At 72.9% G+C, this 16,742-nt stretch carries 11 protein-coding genes; 8 read left to right on the top strand and 3 right to left on the bottom strand.

Annotated elements, in window-relative coordinates; translation table 11 throughout:
- From RM812_RS18535 to eccCa, 3 genes are all read right to left on the bottom strand, one after another.
- On the bottom strand, positions 1–1,116 hold a 1,116-nt coding region (locus RM812_RS18535; protein ID WP_311573744.1), incomplete at its 3' end, for a S8 family serine peptidase.
- 835 nt (positions 1,117–1,951) lie between these two features.
- Positions 1,952–5,242, bottom strand: a complete 3,291-nt coding sequence (locus RM812_RS18530) for a right-handed parallel beta-helix repeat-containing protein (RefSeq protein ID WP_311573742.1) — start codon at positions 5,240–5,242, stop codon at positions 1,952–1,954.
- 206 nt (positions 5,243–5,448) lie between these two features.
- Positions 5,449–9,402 (bottom strand): type VII secretion protein EccCa, encoded by a 3,954-nt coding sequence (eccCa, locus tag RM812_RS18525; RefSeq protein WP_311573740.1) that lies wholly within the window; start codon positions 9,400–9,402, stop codon positions 5,449–5,451.
- Between the two features lie 165 nt (positions 9,403–9,567).
- On the opposite strand from eccCa, the gene eccD reads away from it, so the two are divergent.
- From eccD to RM812_RS18485, 8 genes are all read left to right on the top strand, one after another.
- Positions 9,568–10,950 (top strand): type VII secretion integral membrane protein EccD, encoded by a 1,383-nt coding sequence (eccD, locus tag RM812_RS18520; protein ID WP_311573739.1) that lies wholly within the window; start codon positions 9,568–9,570, stop codon positions 10,948–10,950.
- Positions 10,951–10,957: 7 nt separating this feature from the next.
- Complete coding sequence (gene eccB, locus RM812_RS18515) at positions 10,958–12,451, top strand: type VII secretion protein EccB (protein ID WP_311573737.1); 1,494 nt, start codon at positions 10,958–10,960, stop codon at positions 12,449–12,451.
- Between the two features lie 181 nt (positions 12,452–12,632).
- Positions 12,633–12,983 (top strand): hypothetical protein, encoded by a 351-nt coding sequence (locus tag RM812_RS18510; protein ID WP_311573735.1) that lies wholly within the window; start codon positions 12,633–12,635, stop codon positions 12,981–12,983.
- Between the two features lie 59 nt (positions 12,984–13,042).
- Entirely contained in the window at positions 13,043–13,336 is a 294-nt protein-coding gene (locus RM812_RS18505) for a hypothetical protein (protein WP_311573733.1), read from the top strand.
- 13 nt (positions 13,337–13,349) lie between these two features.
- The gene (locus tag RM812_RS18500) at positions 13,350–13,805 is read left to right on the top strand and encodes a hypothetical protein (protein WP_311573732.1); all 456 of its coding nucleotides are present in this window, start codon (positions 13,350–13,352) and stop codon (positions 13,803–13,805) included.
- Positions 13,806–13,862: 57 nt separating this feature from the next.
- A complete protein-coding gene (locus tag RM812_RS18495) occupies positions 13,863–15,893 on the top strand; it encodes a hypothetical protein (RefSeq protein ID WP_311573730.1) in 2,031 nt (676 codons plus the stop codon).
- Positions 15,893–16,405: a YbaB/EbfC family nucleoid-associated protein gene (locus RM812_RS18490; RefSeq protein WP_311573728.1), complete on the top strand. Its 513-nt coding sequence runs from the start codon at positions 15,893–15,895 to the stop codon at positions 16,403–16,405. Before RM812_RS18495 ends, RM812_RS18490 begins: the two co-directional genes overlap by 1 nt.
- Positions 16,398–16,739, top strand: coding sequence for a hypothetical protein (locus RM812_RS18485; protein WP_311573726.1), 342 nt, complete (start codon positions 16,398–16,400; stop codon positions 16,737–16,739). Before RM812_RS18490 ends, RM812_RS18485 begins: the two co-directional genes overlap by 8 nt.
- The last annotated feature ends 3 nt before the right edge of the window (positions 16,740–16,742 follow it).

The following is a 16,742-nucleotide window of genomic DNA, read 5'->3' as shown; positions in this document are numbered from 1 at the left end:
GGCGGGGGGGGCCGGGGGGGCGGGGGCGGGGGCCGGGGCGGTGTCGGCCGCCGCGGGGTCCACGGTGCCCGCGCCGACCAGCGCCTCGTCGGCCGGGATGCGATACGCCGTGGAGGTGAGGCGATCGGCCAGCCGGGCAGGCGTCAGGTCGGGGTGCGCGGCGACGGCCAGCGCGGCGGTGCCCGCGACGAACGCCGTGGCCATCTCGGCTCCGTCGCCCGTGAAGCTGCCCGTGCCGCCCGGCCCGATGCTCATCACGGCATTGCCGGGCGCGGCCAGGTCGGGTGCGGTGCGGGGGGCGAGCCTCTGGTCGGGGACGCCGCCCGGCCCGAGCGCCGCGACGGCCAGGACGTCCGGCAGCGCGGCCGGGTAGGCGGCCGGGGCGGGGGCGTCCCCGGAACCCGTCAGGGTGCCGCCCGCCGCGTACGCCGGGGCGATCACCAGCGCGCCGCGGCGGCCCGCGTCGCGAACGGCCGCGGTGAGCGCCGGGCTGCCCTCAGGCAGGGCGATCGGTACGGCGATGACACGCGCGCGGCGGGCGACGGCCGCCTCGATCCCGGCGGCGACGCTGTTCGCGGTGGCGCTGCCGTCCGACGCGGTGGCACGGACGGCAACGATCCTGGCCTCGGGGGCGACACCCGCGAACCCCGTGCCGGGGCGCGGCGCGGCGGCGATCAGGCCCGCGACGAACGTGCCGTGGCCGATGCAGTCGGTGCCGGAGGCGGGGGAGGCGGGGGTGACACGGCCCGCGAGGGCGGGGCTGCGCGTGGCGTCCACCCCGGTGTCGACGACGGCGACGACGGCGCCCGCGCCACGGGTGGTGTCCCAGGCGCGGGACGGGGCGATGTACTGCTGCGGCCACGGGACATCGACGGGATGCTGCTTGGACGGCTTGACGCATCCGCCGCTACGGGGCGGGACGGCGTTGATCCGGGGCAGGCCGGTGTCGGCCGCGACGGGGGACGCCGCCGCGAGCGGGGCGGCCACGGTGAGGACGGCGAGGACGGCGAGGGTACGGGCGGTACCGCGGGGGAGCCGGCCCAGCGGGGGTCGCGGACCATGCCGGTCAGCGTCGGTCCGGGGCGGCAGATGCGGGCGGCGGGGAGCGCACGTCATCGGGAGGTTCCCTTCTCCGTGGCCGGGGCCTCGGCTCTGCCGGGCGCAGCGGTGCCGGAGCCCGACGTGCGGGCGGGGGCGGCGCCGGACGTGGCGGTGCGCGGACGGCCCGACGCGCCGGGCCCCGGCGCCGGGGACACCGCCCCGGGAGTCCCACGAGGCGCGGTGAGCTCCTGCCACGGGGACGCACCGCCCGCCGTGTCGGTGCGCGGGCGGCGCGGGTCGCGGACGGGAGCGGAGGGGCGCCCGGCCCCGCGCACGCCGGGGAGCGGCGCGGGTCGGTCCGCGCCCACGGTGGAGGCCCCGGGGCGGGTGGCGGCGGCCGGCCGGTCGGCAGGATCGGCGGCTCCGGGCCGGGGCGCGGCGAGTGGCCGTGCGGCGCTCCCGGGCCGGTCGGCGGTCCCGGACGGAGCCGAGTCGGTTGCCCGGGGAGCGGTTCCGGGCCGGGAGGGGGAGGCCGGTCGGTCGCTGGTTTCGGGGCGGGGGCCGGCGGGCGGCTGCACGAGGACCCGGGGGCGGGTGGTGGCTCCATGGCCGTCAGCCCCGTCAGCCCCGTCAGCCCCGTCAGCCCCGTCAGCCCCGTCAGCCCCGTCAGCCCCGTGGGCCCCGTCAGCCCTGTGAGCCCGTTCAGCGGAGCCGACGGCGCCGACGGTGCCGGTCGTGGTCCGGGGGCGGGACGCGGGCGGCAGGGGCTTCGCCGGTGCGCTCACGATCCGGGGGACCTCCCGCGTCTCCTCGTCCAGCCTCGCCCGCGGACAGGCCGGGTTGAAGGCCTCGAAGCAGGTGGCGCACCGTCCGGCGCCCCGAAGCCTCCGCGTCGTCCTGCCTTCGTCCGTCATTCCGTCACATCCTCGGGAAGCAGCAGCCGCAACTGGTCCGTGTCGGCGTCCGGGACGGACGCGAGCCGCCCGGCCTGGCGGGTCATCATCCGTTCGAGCACGGTGCGTGCGTAGCGCCCGTTGCCGAAACCCGGACCGCGGTCGACCCCGGCGAAGTGCCGGCGCAGCGCCTCCAGCGTGGCGGGCGGGCACTCGTAACCGTCGCGAGTGCTCTGGCGGCGGACGATCTCGACCAGTTCGTCGGCGTCGTAGGAGACGAAGGTGACGGTACGGCCGAAGCGGGAGGCCAGACCCGGGTTGGAACCCAGGAAGCGCTCCATGTCGCCCTCGTAGCCCGCCGCCACCACGACCGTGTCGTCGCGGTGGTCCTCCATCAGCTTGAGCAGGGTGTCGACGGCCTCCCGGCCGAAGTCGGAACCCGAACCGCCCTCGGGCGTGAGCGTGTACGCCTCGTCGATGAACAGCACGCCGCCCCGGGCACGGGCGAACGCCTCCTTGGTGAGCTGGGCGGTGTGGCCGACATAACGGCCGACGAGATCGGCCCGGGACACCTCCACCAGCTGGCCGCGCGGCAACACGCCCATGGAGCCGAGGAGTTCGCCGTAGAGCCGGGCCACCGACGTCTTGCCGGTGCCGGGCGGCCCGGTGAAGACCAGGTGGTGGGCGACGCTCGGGGCGGGCAGCCCGGCGGCCTTGCGGCGGCGGGCCGCCGACAGCAGGTTGACGAGGTCGCGGACCTGCGCCTTGGCACCGTCCAGGCCGATCAGACCGTCCAGTTCCGCGAGCACACGGGTGAGGCGTTCGGACTGTCCGCCGTCCGCGCCGCGCTCGCCCGCGACGGCGCGGGCGGCCTCCTCGCCGACGTCCGACGGGACGAAGACGGTCAGGTCCTCCTCCGTGATGTCGGGAGACTGCGCGAGGCGCAGCGCCTGGCGGTCCACCATCTCCTCGAACACCTTGCGGGCCGTGCGCGCGTTGCCGAACGACTCGTCCCGGTGCATCCGCCCGAAGTGATGGGCCAGCGCCTTCTCGGTGTCCTCGCCGAGCGTGAACCGGTTCTGCTCGCCCTGGCGCCGCACGATGGTGACGAGCTCGTCCACCGCGTAGTTCTCGAACTCCAGGGTGCGGCTGAACCGGGACCCGAGTCCGGGGTTGGACTCCAGGAATGCCCCCATCTGCCGCGAGTACCCGGCGGCGATGACGACGACGTCCTCGCGGTGGTCCTCCATCAGCTTGAGCAGGGTGTCGACGGCCTCTCGGCCGAAGTCGGGGCCGCTGCCGCCGTCCGCGGTGAGGGTGTACGCCTCGTCGATGAACAGCACACCGCCGAGGGCCCGTTCGAAGACTTCCGTGGTCTTGATGGCGGTGCCGCCGACGATCTTCGCGACGAGGTCGGCGCGCGACACCTCCACCAGGTGTCCGGAGCGCAGCACGCCGAGTGCGGCGAGGATCGAGCCGTAGAGGCGGGCGACGGTGGTCTTGCCGGTGCCGGGCGGCCCGGCGAAGACCAGGTGCCGGGCGGTGGCCGGGACGGGCAGGCCCATCTCGCGGCGGCGCCGGGCCAGCTTGTTGAGGTTGACGAGGGTGGCGACCTGCTCCTTGACGGCGCGCAGCCCGACGAGTCCGTCGAGCTGCGCGAGCGGGCCGGTGAGCGGTCCGTCGCCCGCGGTTCCGGCCTCCGGCGCGGCGGCGCCGTCGTCGCGCCCGCCCAGGACATCCGGGTCGCCGTTGTCGTTGCTGGTCAGGTCGTCGGCGGCGAGGCTGCCGTCGGGGACGGTGTGACGGACCCCGGCGCCGGCGTTGCCCGTGACGGTGCATCTCGCGGCCCGGACGGGGCGCTCGGTGGCGACCCGGATGCCGTCGGCCCGGCCGTCGGTGAACTCGCACTCCGTCAGCTCGGCGGAGGCGTCCGTGCCGACGAGCACGCCGTGGCCGCGGCTGCGCAGCACCCGGGCCCGGACGGCGGTCAGCGCGGCGCCGTCGTCGGTGACCGTGATGCCGTCGGCGCCGGAGTCCTCGACGAGGACGTCGACGAGTTCGGGGGCGCACCTTCCGGCGGCGGCGAACCCGGTGGTGCCGCTGCCGCGGACGGCGACGTCCTGGAACGCGGGGCTCGCGCCCTCGACGCGGACCCCGCACCCGGCGGCATCGGCGACGGTGGTCCGTTCGACGCGTCCGCGGGCGTCGTCGCGGGCGTACAGGCCGTGCCCGCCGGCCTCGACGATCTCCACGTCGCGGAGCCTGGCCCGGTTCCCGCCGGTGAGGACGATGCCGTGGCCCCCCGTCCGGTGCACCGTCACCCGGTCGACGCGGGGTGCGCTGTCGGCGTCGAGGAGGACGCCCTCGGCGTTGCCGCCGGTGACGAGGGTGCGCTGCACGGTGGGCTCGGCGCCGCCGCGGACCAGGATGCCGGCGGCGACGGAGCCCTCGACCAGGCAGTCGGAGAGGACTCCGCGGGCGCGGTCGATCGCGACGATGCCGTTGCCGCCCGAACCTCGGACCTCCACGTTGTCGAGGGCGGGCGCGGTGGAGGCGGAGAGCAGCACGCCGTGGGTGGTGCTGTCGACGGCGCAGCAGCCGGTGAGGACGGGGCGGGCGGTGGAGGAGACGTGGAAGCCGATGGTGCAGCCCACCGCTCGGACGTCGGTGAGGCGGGTCCCGGCCTGCTCCTCCAGGGCCACCCCGGGTTGGGGGGTGCCCTCGACCGTGAGGCGTTGGACGGTGCCACCCGCACGGCCGTTGGCGAGCAGGCCGTTGCCGCGGGTGTCGCGGACGGTGCAGTCGCGGATGGCCGGTGCGGACTCCTCGCCGAGCACCAGACCGGAGCTGCCGAGATCCTCGAAGACGCAGTGCTCCACGACACTCGACTCGGGCGACAGGTCGACGAACCCGGCCCCCGCAGGGTTGGTGATGACACAGTCGCGCATGGCGAGGGATCCGCGCTCGCGGGAGAGCAGCGCCGTCCAGGAGCCGGCGTGCACCCGGCAGTTCTCCAGTGCGGCCTGGCCGCGGGGGACGTCGACGACGGGGGCGTCCTCGTCACCGCCGCGCAGGACCAGCCCGGAGAGCTTGACCGCCTCGGCGACGACCTGGACGGCGGTGCCCGAGCGGGGGGCTATCTCTGGCGGGTCGTCGGGGTCGTCGGCGATGATCGTGACCATCTTGGTGATGACGAGGGACTCGTCGTAGCGGCCGGGGCGGAGGCGGATCACCCCTCCTGGACGCGTGGCGACGAGGGCCGACGTGATGCCCTGGTACGGGTCCGCGACGATGGTCTGGCGGGCCATGGCGTTCCTTTCTGCGTCGTCTCTGCGTCGTCTCTGCGTCATGGCCGGAGTCCGCGCCGGCCCCTGGCACCCGGGCGCCCGGCCCCGGCCCACCCGGTGGCGCGGGAACCGGGCCGGGCACGGCCCCGCCGGTCGTGGTCGCCGACTCGTCGCACGGGACGGGGGAGCACCGGGGACGAAGGTGCGGCTGGGGAGGGGCCGGGTGGTCAGGACCGGTGCGCCGTCTGGATCTGCACCGTGCGGCGGCGGGTGATGTAGAGGCCCCGTCCCGCAGGCAGGATACGCGGCTTCGTCCCCGCCACCACCTGCCCTTCCGTCGGCGGGCAACTCATCAACAACACAGGCGTGTTGGCCTCGACCAGGCGGCGCAGCAACGGGTCGGACATCATCGCCCGGCCGGAGCCGTTCGCGCTGCGGGCGACGACGATGTGCAGTCCGACCTCGTCGGCCTGGGCCAGGAACTCGTGGAGCGGGGCGAACGGATCGCCGCCCGACAGGCCCCCCGTGGAGACCAGTTCGTGGTCGTCGACGAGGAGGAACAGCCGGGGCCCGCTCCACCAGTCGCGCAGTCTGAGCCGGGCGGGGGCGATGTCGGGCCCCGGGACCCGCTCCCTCATCGCCCGCGCCACCCCGTCGACCATCTGCCCCAGCAGACCGGCGCCGGTGGCGTAGCCCAGGAGGTGGGAGTCGGGGACGGCCTCGGCGAGACCACGCCGGTAGTCGACGAGGACGATCCGCGCCTCGTCGGGGGTGTACCGGGCGCGGATGCCGTCGGCGACGTGGGCGAGCAGGTTGGACTTGCCGGTCTCGACGTCACCCACGACCACCAGGTGCGGGTGCTCCTCGAAGTCGTGGTGGAAGACGTCGAGCCGCTGGTCCTCCAGACCGAGCGGGACCCGCAGGTCGCCGTCGGCGGCGGGCAGTCCGTCCGCGGGGAGGTTCATCGGGAGCATCCGCACGGGAGGCGCCGGAGGGCCGTCCCACTCGGCGGCGACCTGCCGGACGAGCGCGGCGACGCCGTCGGCGACGGTCTCCGCGCGTGGGTCGCCGTCCGTACGGGGCAGCGCGGTGAGGTAGTGCATGCGGTCGGCGGTGAGACCGCGGCCCGGGACGGTCGGGACGGTCGCCGCCACCCGCATGTTGACCATCGAGTCGACGGGGTCGCCCAGGCGCAGCTCGAAGCGGGTGCCGAGTTGGTCGCGGAGGGCCGCGGAGATCTCCATCCAACGGCCGGAGGCGACGATCAGGTGCACCCCGAAGTTGAGTCCCCGCGAGGCGATCAGGTTGAAGGCCGGGGCGAGGTCCATGAAGTCCTGCCGGATGGTGTTCCAGCCGTCCACGACGAGGAAGACGTCGCCGTGCGCCTCGTCCGGGAACTCGCCCTCGGCGCGACGGCGCCGGAAGTCGGCCATGGACTCCACGCCCCGCTCGGCGAAGAGCAGTTCGCGGTGCGTGATGACATGGCCGACCTCGGCGATGGTACGGGCCATCCGTTCCGGGTCGAGGCGCCCGGTGACGCCGCCGACGTGCGGCAGCCCGGCGAGCGAGGTGAGCGTCCCACCGCCGAAGTCCAGGCAGTAGAACTGGACGTCGCGCGGGGTGTGAGTGAGGGCGAGCGCGGTGATCAGGGTGCGCACCAGGGTCGACTTGCCGGACTGGGGGCCGCCCGCGATGCCGACGTGGCCGCCCGCGCCGGAGAGATCGGCGACCAGTTCGTCACGGCGCTGGTCGAAGGGGCGGTCGATCACACCGACGGGGACGGTGAGGAACTTCCCGCCGGGCATGCCGGGCAGGGGCAGCAGGAGATCGAGCGTCGGGGACTCGTCCAGCGGTGCCAGCCACACCTGGTGGGCGGGCGGACCGGAGCGCTCCAGCTTGTCGACGGCGACGGCGAGCAGGCTGGGGCCGGAGGTGTTCCCCTCCTCTTCCTCCGTCGTGTCCGGTTCGGTCTCCGGGGTGACGTCGGGCAGCGCCCGGGGCGCCACCCAGCCCGCCTCGAACGGCACCACCTGGCCGGCGACCACCGCCTGCCGGATCGCGGGACGGACCACCCGGTACCGGCCGGAGACGTAGGCGGCCTTGAACCGGGTGAGGGTGCCGACATCGTTCTTCAGCAGTCCGCTGCCCGGCTGCGGGGGCAGCTCGTAGGCATCCGGGACACCGAGCACGCCCCGGCTCTCCATCGCCGAGAAGGTGCGCAGCGCGATCCGGTAGGACAGGTGGCTCTCCAACTGGCTGATGCGGCCCTCGTCCAGGCGCTGCGAGGCCAGCAGCAAATGCACGGAGAGCGAGCGGCCGAGCCGTCCGATCATCACGAAGAGGTCGAGGAAGTCGCGGTGCGCGGCGAGCAGTTCGCTGAACTCGTCGACGACGACGAACAGGGTGGGCAGCGGGTCGAGGGCGGCGCCGTTCGCCCGCGCCTCCTCGTACTCGCGGACGGAGGTGTAGTTCCCGGCCTTGCGCAGCACCTCCTGGCGGCGGACCAGCTCGCCGTGCAGGGCGCCCTTCATCCGCTCGACCAGCGCGGCCTCGTCGGCCAGGTTGGTGATGACGGCCGAGGTGTGCGGAAGCCGGTCCAGACCGAGGAAGGTGGCACCGCCCTTGAAGTCGGTGAGGACGAAGTTCAGCGTCTCGGAGGAGTGGGTGAGCGCCAGCGCGAGCACCAGGGTGCGCAGCAGCTCCGACTTGCCGGAACCGGTGGCGCCGATCAGCATGCCGTGCGGGCCCATGCCGCCCTGTGCCGATTCCTTGAGGTCGAGATCGATGTGCGAGCCGTCCGCACCGATGCCGATCGGGACCCGCAGCCGCTCAGCGGCACTGCACGGACGGTGCAGACCGGCCGGATCGGCGGCGTGCAGATCGCGGATGCCGAGCAGATCCGTCAGCTCCATGTTCTCCTGGAGCGGGCGCTCGGCCCGCGCCGCGGCGCCCAGCCGGTAGGGGGCGAGGACGGTGGCGAGGGCGCGGGACGCGTGCGGTCCGAGGGCGTCGGGCCGGCCCAGGTCCGTCTCGGTGGGCTTGCCGTCCGGGGCGGTGGACAGCAGTGCCAGCGCGTCCGGTCCCACCCGCAGACGCAGCGTGCCGCGGGCGGGGCAGGCACCGTCCATGGTGCCGCGGACGTCGACGACGACGGTGTTGCGGTAGCCGGACTCGGCGAGCCGGGCTCCGGGCGGTACGGACGTGGTGTCCAGGACGACGACGGTGAACGGTTCGTCACGGCTCGGCTCCGCTCCGGGTTCGAACGGCGGCCGGCCGGCGAACTCCCCGCCGAGCAGCGGCTCCAGTTCGGAGACCGTCTCGGCCACCAGCCGGGCCGGGCCCACCCCGTCGACATCGGACTGGTGCTGCACGTGCGGCAGCCACTTGACCCACGACCAGGACGGCAGCGCCTCGCCGTCCGCCACCACGGCGATCACCAGGTCCTCCGGGGCGTGCGCCACCGCGAGTTGGCCGACCAGCGCCCGGGCCGCGGCCCGGGAGACCTCGCGGTGCTCCTCCTTCGCGGTGAGGAGCACCCGCGCGAACGACCGCAGCCGGATGGCGACCGGCTGGTCGCCGACCGTCGCGTAGGTGTGGATGAAGCGGCGCAGCGCATGCGCGGAGAGCGGCTCCAGGTCCTCGACCGGCTTGGTGGCAAGCGGCGAGAGGGTCAGCGCGAGCTGCTGCTCACCAGTGCCGATCCGCGCCTCCCCGAAGTCGTCGTGGGTGGCGCGCCGTTCCCACAACCGCCCGGTGCGGGCGACCGACCACAAGGCCTGGGGGAGCGGGTGGCGCCATTCCTGGGCGCGCCGCTGCTGCTCGACGACCTTGCGGACACGGCGCCGACTGGTCGTCAGGTACCTCAGGTAGTCCCGGCGCTCGGCGCGCAACGCGCGCTTGCGGTCCCCGGCGGCCCGAAGGAACTGGGCGACCAGCATGCCGACGGCCGAGGCCCCCATCATGCCGATCGCCACCCACATCAACACGCCGTTGCCCTGCCCCGGGCGGATGAAGACGAGCACCATGCCGAGCGAGCTCAACGCCATCGGCAGGTAGGTGACGATGCCGCCCATGGCGCCCTGGGGCTCCGGCAGGGAGGGTGGCTCCTGCAGCGTCAGTTCGCCGTCGGGCATGGCGGGGCCCACCCGGCGCGGAGGCCGCCGAAAGGTGACGGTGCTCAAACCGGCTCCCCGGATCGATGTGTCGGCGATTCGATATCGGCGTTCAGGGCGCCGATTGCCGTGCGGTCGGACGACCGTACAGTCACAACGATCTTCACGATAATGTGCAGCCGATCCCGGGTCGAATCCCGATCGGAAAAAAATGGCGGGAGTGAATCGCGCACCGTGAGCGACAAGACCGCCGGGCTCTGCCGAATAACCATCAGGAGTCCGGAAAAAACCTTCGAACTGGGCATACCCGTCGATGTCCCTCTCGCGGATCTGTTGCCGGTACTCGTCGAGTACGCGGGCGGCGACCTCGACGAACAGGGTCTGGAACACGGCGGCTGGAGCCTGCAGCGGCTCGGCGCGGCCCCGCTCGACGAGGAGCGCACACCGGCCGCCCTGGAACTGCGCGACGGCGAGACGCTCTACCTGCGGGCCCGCCACGAGTCCCTGCCCGAGGTCGTCTACGACGACCTCGTCGACGGCATCGGCGAGTCGCTGCGCGCGCGTTCCGACACCTGGCGGCCCGAGCTGACCCGCCGCCTGCTCCTCGGGTTCACCGTGGTGGCACTGGCCGTCGGGCTGATCACCGTCCTGCTGCCGGGCGAGGCCGTCTGGCGCGCCGCAGCCGCCGCCGTCTTCGCGTCGCTGCTGGTGGCGGGCGGTCTGGCCGCCTCCCGGGCGGTCGGCGACGCGGGCGCCGGTGCCGTGCTCGGCGTGCTGGCCGTGCCCTATCTGGCCGTCGCGGGCGCACTCGTCCCGGTCGCCGGGTACGGCGAGGACATGCTCGGCCCGCGGCTGCTGGCCGGGGGCGCCGCGGGCGCGGGCGCGGCGATCGTCGCCCTGGCCGCGGTCGGCGCCTTCGCACCGCTGTTCCTGGGGGCGTTCACGGTGGCGGTGTTCACCGTGGCGGCCGGCGCGGTCGCCCTGGCCGGGATGTCGATCGCGCAGGTCGCGGGGTGGCTGGCGGTCACGACCGTGCTCGCGGGCGGGTTCGTGCCCAGCCTGTGCTTCCGGCTCGCCGGGATGCGGATGCCGCCGCTGCCGTCCAACGCGGGTGAACTCCAGGAGGGCATCGAGCCGTTCCCCGCCCAGCAGGTGCGCGAGCGCGCCGAACTGGCCGACCGGTACCTGACCGGGATGTACACCGCCCTCGGGCTGGTGGCCGCCGCCTGCGAGACGGTGCTGCTCACGGCCGGGGACGGCTGGACGCCCCCGCTGCTCGCCGTGGTGCTGAGCACGCTGTTGTTGCTGCACGTCAGGGTGGTCGGCGCGGTGTGGCACCGGCTCGCGATGGCGGTCCCCGGGGCGTACGGCATCGCCCTGGCGGCCGTGGTGCGCGCGACGGACCTGGGGCTGCCGGAGCGGCTGGAGGTCGCCGCCGCCGTCGCAGCCCTCGCCGCGGTCACCGCGATCGCCGCGTGGACGGTGCCGGGCCGGCGCCTCGTTCCCTACTGGGGCCGGTTCGCCGACATCCTGCACACCCTCTGCGCACTGGTGCTGCTGCCGCTCGCGGTGCTGCTCGCCGGGGTGTTCGGCGCGCTCCGCGGAATCCGGGGGTGACGCGCTGATGGTGGTGCAGTCGCGCAAGGACCAGGTACAGGCGCATCTCTACGTGATGGGCAGGCTGGCCAGCGGCCTGTTGAGGGACGACCCCGACTCGCCGGACACACCGACCGCGCGAACCTGGCGCGGCCTGCGGTGGGGCGCGCTCCTGGTGGTGCTGGGCTGCGTGGTGACGGTGCTGTACGGGCTGATCAGACCGGGCGGCGGGACGTCCTGGCGGACACCGGGCGCACTGGTCGTGGTCAAGGACACCGGCGCCCGCTACCTGAACGTCGGCGGGACGCTCCACCCGGTACTCAACGAGGCTTCCGCACGGCTGGTGGCCGGGAACCGGATGACGGTGGAACAGGCCGTCTCGCAGTCGATCGAGGACGCGCCGCGCGGTGCCCCCATCGGGATCGTCGGCGCCCCGGACGGCTTGCCGACCGCGCCCGGCCCCGCGACGTGGGCGGTGTGCGCCGGAGTGCGGCCGGCCGCCGCGGCGGGTGGCACGAGGCCGCTCACCAGCGTGGTCGTGGCGGGGCCGGCGGAAGCCGGGGACGGGCTCGGCTCCGACCGCGGCGTGCTGGTGACGGCGCCGGGGGAGGGGCAGCAACTGGTGTGGAACGGGCGCCGGTTCCGGGTCGACACCCGGCACGGGACGGTGGCGGCGCTGGGCTGGGCGGGCGTGACGCCCGTACCGGTGAGTGCCTCGTTCCTGACGGCGCTGGACGCCGGACCGGGGCTGGCCCCGCCGGTGATCGCGGGGCGGGGCCGCCCCGGCCCGGAGCTCGCGGGCGGTGCCACACGCGTCGGGCAGCTGTTCTCGGCCGGGGGCCAGCACTACGTGCTGCGCACGGACGGGCTGGCCCCGCTGACCGGGCTGGCCAGGCGCCTGCTGCACGGCGATCCGCGCACCCAGGACCAGGCGTACGACGGTCGTTCCGTGGTGGAACGGCCCATCGGCCCCGCCGACCTGGCGGCCCATCAGGCCCCCGCGTCGGCGTCGCAGCAGCTGGCGGCCGGGCTGCCCGACTCGGTGCCGGAGGTGGCGACGGTGGACCCGGCGCAGGAGCAGGTCTGCGCCCGGGTGACGCCGTCCGCCGAGGGGCACACGACGACGGTGGCCCTGGTCCCGGCCGCCGAGGTGCCCGGCTCGGTGCCCACCGCCCAGTCGGGGGTGACGGCACCGTGCGTCCCGGTGGACCGGACGTGGGTGCGCCCGGGAACCGGCACACTGGTCCGGGCCCGTTCGTCGGCCGGTACGGGCGACTCCCTGTACCTGGTCACGGAGTCGGGCGTCTCCTACCCGGTCACCACCGCGGGGCTGAAGCAACTCGGATATCCGGCGGGCGCGGCCGTCGACGTTCCGGACCGACTGCTGAACCTTCTTCCGAGCGGTCCCGTACTGGACCCGTCCGCGGTGTCGAAGGGCGGAGAGACGGACGCGGACACCGAAAGGGGACGCGGATGCCAGAAGCGGGGAGGGGGTTCCTCCGAAAGGAACACGAATCGGTGAACAGTGCGGCGCCGGAAAGTAAAGAAGAGGCAGAGGGCGGAGAACTCCCCTGCCCGACTACCGACATGCGATCATCAAACAGTTAATCTCACTGGTACATGTGGTGTTGGGGTGAGCTCTGTGACGGTTGAGTCATGCCTCCCCCCGTACACACCGGGTTCCGACTCAGAGGGAGGCAGTGGTGTCCGAGCTCGTCAAGGACGCGGAAGCGGCGCGGAAGGCAGTCACCGCGCTGGACACGCACTACGGGTTCATGAAGCAGGCCGGCGGGGTGGCCGAGGGCATCAGGTCCAACGTCGAGGCGAACTACTACACGGACTCCGGCTCCGCGGAGATCTTCCGGCAGAAGTTCGTGGCATGGCAGCAGGGTTACACCGAGGCGATGCACTCCGTCGACGACGTCTGGAACAAGCTGAACCAGCAGCAGCAGGTGCTCGACGCCGGTGAGGAAGCCGCTCTCCAGCACGCCAAGAGCGGGTTCGACGACACCGCGGTCTCGGACGGCATCCTCGACGTCCTCAACCGAAACTGACCAGGTCCCTGGACCGCAGCTGATCCGGCCACATCCGTCGTACGGGAGAGGGGCACGCAGTGTCCGGCAACATCAAGATCAACTGGAATGGCCTCGCCGATGCCACCAACGACATGCAGCAGCTCACGGCGAACATGCGCAACGCGCTGGAGGAGCTGATCGTGGGCGTGCAGGACCTCGCCGCGAACGCCAAGGGTGAGAGCGCCAACACCTGGGTCGAGGTCCAGACGCAGCTCAACGCCGCGATCAGCAGGATGGACGAGGCGTTCAACCAGGGCCACCAGACCTTGAACAACATGGGCAGCACCCATCACGAGCACGATGGTCAGGGTGCCAAGGTCATGGCGAGCTGAACGGGGGTGAGTCGTGGCTGAGGACGGCGGCACCGCCACCTACAAGATCTCGTCGGAGTACCTGCAGGGCTTCGCACGGGACGAGATCAACACCCAGTTCCTCGGGAAGCTCGACAGCAACCCGAACGTCAACAAGCTGCGCGGCTACGGCGGTCAGAGCGGCGCCGGTGAGTACGACAATCTGCTCGCGGGCAACACGTCCTCGTCGATCACCTCGGCGAAGGCCCTGCAGGAAGACTTCAGGAACTTCGCCACGGACATGGTGAAGCTCCTGGAGGAGCTGAAGGGCGGGATGCTGAGGCTCTCCGACAACCTGATCAGCGTCGATCACATCACCCAGCAGGGCGAGCAGGACGCCAACGAGATCGCCCTGCAGTCGATGATGGACGATCTCATGGGCCCGCTGGCCATGTTCGGCGGCGGCAACACGCAGCCGACCACCGGGCAATCGCCGACCCTCGGCAACTGATCACTGGGCGATACGGCGACACGGCGGCTGGGCAGGGCCAGGAGAGGGAAGGACAGGATGGCGAGCGCGGACTGGGAGGCGGCCCTCAGCCTCTTCTCCGACCAGGAGGGCATTCCGGTCAGCCGGATGAAGGTCGTCGAGCAGAAGTGGGTGGCCGACTCCCATGTGAACCCTCACAAGGTCGAGAGGGACATCGTGGGCGCCGGTGCGCCGGGTGGATTCGAGTTCGGCTGGTACAAGAAGTGGTACGAACCCGGGCAGATCATCTACAACTACCAGGTCGGGTTCAACATCAGTCCCGACCTGAAGGACCCACTGCCCCAGGACAAGCCGCTCCACCAATGGCACTTCGGGGCCAGGAACCTCCTGGCCCAGGCGCTGTCCGAGTCCGGCAACACCGTCTTCGCCCTGCACAGCTTCGACGACGCCAGCAACACGGTCAAAGGGGTGCAGCAGTTCCTGGACAGCTGCTACCAGACCCTCAAGGGCTGGGCCGAGGGGATCGACGTTCCCGAGTCCGAGATGCAGGGCACCGCGGCAGGACAGTTCCGCAGCATGCTCATCGGCGTCGCGAACCAGTTCGCCGGTCTGCACACGCAGATGATCAACCCGAGTGACTTCTCCAAGGAGATCGACGACGCCCGGACCGCGGTGACCGCGCAGTTGCAGCACCTGTACCACGTGTTCTTCGCGTACGGCACGGAAGGCAACGCCTGGCCCGCCCAGATCCTGAGCGACCTGTTCCACGAGGAGTTCGCCGAGGGCGCCTACACGTTCAACGACGGCTGGCTGACGACGAAGACGCTCGGCGACCCGAACAAGCCGGGGTTCTGGGAGGCTTTCGAGGCGAAGGCCAAGCTGCGTTGGCTCGACCAGGTCGGCGCCAGCCTCGACGGGCCCGCCGCCACCGCCGCCGACCGGATCAACGCGGCCTACTCCAAGGCCACCACGGCCATCCGCCCCATCTACAAGCCGGCCTGGGACGCCCCCGTCGGCACGGGCCAGGGCGGCCCGGACCTGGCCGACGGCAAGAACCCGACGGCCGACGCCATCGCCACACTGCTCAACGGGCTGAAGAACCCCCAGGGCGGCCCGGGCGACCCGACGAACAAGGCCCTCGGCACCGACGGGATCGGCGACGGGATCCAGCTCCCGGGTGGCGACAGCGAGGGGAAGTTCAGCGGTGGTGGCGGGACCTTCGAGCAGAACGGCTCCGGAGGCGAGGGCACCGGCACGGCGCTGGAGAACCAGCTGAAGAACCTGAACACCGAAGGCCCGGGAGTCTTCGACAACAAGGGCATCACCGGCGGCGGGAGCACGAACACCGCAAACACCGGCCTCGGGAACATCAGCACCGGCACCGGCACCGACGAGGACGCCACCGGTCCGGGGGTGTTCGGTCCCGGCGGCGGCCTGTCGCACGTCCCGCCCGGCTCCACGGTCAACAAGAACGGCACCGTCACCGGGCCGGACGGCAAGACGCTCAAGAACCCCGACGGCTCGGTCTACAAGGCCCCGCCCGGCGCCTTCCAGCAACAGCAGCAACAACAGCAGCAACAACAGAAGCAGCAGGAGGCGCTGCGCCGCGAGGCCGAGGCCCAGCAGAAGGCGTACCAGGAACGGCTCAAGCAGCAGGAAGAGGCACAGCGGCGCGCCGAGCAGCAGCGGCGCGACAACGAGAAGACACTGGCACGTCTCCGTGAGACCTCCCGGCTGTCCGGCGAGCTCCCCGGCACCCGTGGCAACGGCGAGGGCGGAACGCAGCAGAACAAGGGCGTGTTCAAGGTCCGCAACCCCGACGGGACGCACTCCGAGTACGCGTTCGGCAAGAACGGCAAGGGCCCCGTCGGCGTCGAACCACCGGCCGGCCGGGTCAGGACCGCATCGGCCGAGCCCGGCGTCAGGGTCACCGAGGGGACCGGCAGCGGGCTGCGCACCTCGTCCTCTCCGCCGATGATGCCGCCGCCCGGCGCGGGCGGCGGGGCCCCGGCGGGGCAGGAGCAGCACCGGGAGCGGAAGAGCTACCTGGACGAGGACGAGGAGACGTGGGGCACCCAGGAGTGCACCTCGACGGGAGTGATCGGCTGATGGCGGAGCAGAACGACAGCGGCGTCCGGGGCGGCGGCTCCGCGCCGCGCCCCCGTTCCGCGCGCGAGCAGTTCGAGTCGATCCTCGGCTCGACGCTCCAGGAACAGTTCGACGAGATGCAGCAGCAGGTCCGCGAGCACACCGAGAAGCTCGCGTCCGTCCAGCGCGAGCTGGCCGCCCGCACGTCCACCGTGCGTTCCAAGGACCGTGCCCTCAGCGTCACCGTCGGCGCCCAGGGCGATGTCCGCGAGATCAGGTTCCACAACGAGGACTACCGCCGGATGGACCCGGCGCGCCTCGGCAAGGTGCTGGTGGAGCTGATCGGCAGGGCGCAGACCGAGAGCGCCGAGGCCGCGCGCGAGGCGTTCGAGCCGCTGCGCGGCAGGGGCGCCGAGATGCGCCGGTCGATGCTGGCCGGCTCGCCCGTCGAGGAACTCCTCGCCCCGATCCGGGAGATGACGAAGAACCTTGGCGGGGCGCCCGCGCCCCGGGGAGGCGGGAACGATGGCTGACGGCAACGAGCTGAAGGCCGGCGACGCCACCTGGACGGGGTTCGCCCAGTACGAGGGCCTCGGCACTGCCCTGGCCGGGGGGCACGCCAACCTCGACGCCGTCAACGACCTCAACACCCGCGGCGGCGGTGACGGCGAGGACGAGTCGTCGAAGCAGTACCTGGAGCAGATCGGGGTGGGCATGCCGCCGCTCACCGACACCCTGAAGATGCTGGACCTCCTGATCACCCAGCTGGGCCAGAACGGCCAGGACGTGAGGAAGATCTTCGGCGACGCCGAGGAGCAGGCCGCGTTGCTGGCCAAGCACTGGAAGGCGGCCGGAGGGGAACAGTGACGC

The sequence above is a fragment of the Streptomyces lancefieldiae genome, assembly GCF_031845825.1.
Lineage (GTDB): Bacteria > Actinomycetota > Actinomycetes > Streptomycetales > Streptomycetaceae > Streptomyces > Streptomyces lancefieldiae.
Note: the sequence above shows the minus strand (reverse complement) of the source record. Positions and strands in the feature narration are given on the sequence as shown.